The 1,470-nt window shown below is 37.0% G+C and carries 2 protein-coding genes and 2 pseudogenes; all 4 read left to right on the top strand.

What is annotated here, in order from left to right; translation table 11 throughout:
• Positions 1 to 493 (top strand): annotated as a pseudogene (locus PR675_RS20635) (RHS repeat-associated core domain-containing protein); the annotation flags it as partial.
• An 11-nt stretch (positions 494 to 504) separates the two neighbouring features.
• On the top strand, positions 505 to 768 hold the full coding sequence (locus PR675_RS20640) for a hypothetical protein (protein ID WP_036943174.1): 264 nt from the start codon (positions 505 to 507) through the stop codon (positions 766 to 768).
• A 76-nt stretch (positions 769 to 844) separates the two neighbouring features.
• Complete coding sequence (locus PR675_RS20645) at positions 845 to 1,144, top strand: AHH domain-containing protein (RefSeq protein ID WP_258524971.1); 300 nt, start codon at positions 845 to 847, stop codon at positions 1,142 to 1,144.
• Positions 1,141 to 1,470, top strand: a pseudogene (locus PR675_RS20650) (hypothetical protein); the annotation flags it as partial. The gene PR675_RS20645 and the pseudogene PR675_RS20650, both read left to right, overlap by 4 nt.

A 1,470-nucleotide genomic window follows, 5' to 3' on the forward strand; every position in this document is an offset into this window, starting at 1 on the left:
TTTAAATACCTATGCGTATGCGCCTAATCCGTTGTCATGGATCGATCCGTTAGGTCTTTCTACTTGTGGATTAAGGGGGAGTGACGGGCGGTTCAGAAGTGCCCAAAATATACAGGAAGAAATATCTGGATTACCTAATTTCACAAATAGAACGCCTGGACAAATACGTCAGACTTTACGTAATCGAGGTTATTCGTCGGTGCAAGCACATAGTGGGGGGGAAGTTTGGACAAAAGGCTTACCAGATGGAAATACTGTTGCCGTGAGAATTGATCCGGCGAATCCTCGTTCACCTTCAAACTATGCTGATGCTGTACCTCATGTTCATATTGAAACAGTCCCAACATCCAGTGTCTCTAATGGAAATTATCGCCCACGAGACGTGACTGGCAGACACACTGCCAAAGGTGGAGTTTCTGACCGAGGAACTAATCCGAATCATAACGCTGATGTTCACATTCCGATGTCTCCGGGACGCTTCCCGTATAATTAATGTGAGGTTATATGGATATCCGACATCAATATAATGAAGCTTTAAATAAGTTAGAAGCAGATGTTAATGGTGGCCTGAGGGATTTAATAAATATATATTGCGTAGCTATTGATTCGTTTGAAAATGACATTGTTGATTCTATTGTTTTATACGTGATTGATATGGGTAATAAAGATACTTGTCGATATCTAGAAGAAATATTATCAGTAAATAAAGATCCTTATTTAGTAAAAGAATTTAATGAATGGATAAAAGAAATCAAGAATAAAACTTGAAATAAATAAAAGCCGGAAGGATCCTCAAATCTTCCCAGCTTATTTTTTATTTAGTTGCTGTCGTTCAGCACACTAAATTGTTGGTGATGCATCTAAAGGTGCCCAGCCAGCCAGAGACATCTTGAAAAAACATGGTATTGATGTTGATGATGCAAGAAATGGTGTTTTCCTGCCGAATAAAAATAACATTGATGAAACATTATCAGGGATAAAACATAATGGTAGACACCCTAATCAATACCTAGCTGCTGTTAATACAAGAATCATAGATGCGGATCGAATGGGTGGTAAGCAAGGTGTTCTGGATGAATTGTCAAATATACGAGAAATTTTATCTTCCGCAAGTCGAGCCACAAGCTGGTATAACATATTATGATCGATAAATTATATTGTTTACAGTCAGATATAACAAATTATAGCTCTTTTATTCAAGACTATCCTGACGGTGAAGAGAGTATTATGGGAAGATCGAGAGACCAAAAATGGAGAAGATTTGGTGATAATTATGTAGGTATAATTTTAGAATTGCACCCTAATGATTTTGGTAATAAAAACTATAAATTTGATTTCAGTAGTTTTCTATCTCCATTTATGGTTTTTAGTGAGGGTGCATTAGTATCCTTATCTGATATTCTGAGTTCAAGGGGGCAAATATTACCAGTTAAAACTGAGAGCAAACGGAAGAAATTCGTTGGCTATTAC

The organism is Providencia sp. PROV261 (assembly GCF_028477945.1).
GTDB lineage: Bacteria > Pseudomonadota > Gammaproteobacteria > Enterobacterales > Enterobacteriaceae > Providencia > Providencia stuartii.

What these genes read in the sequence shown, in the direction of transcription:
- PR675_RS20640 (WP_036943174.1), top strand. Translation starts at nt 505, where the DNA reads ATGGATATCCGACATCAATATAATGAAGCTTTAAATAAGTTAGAAGCA.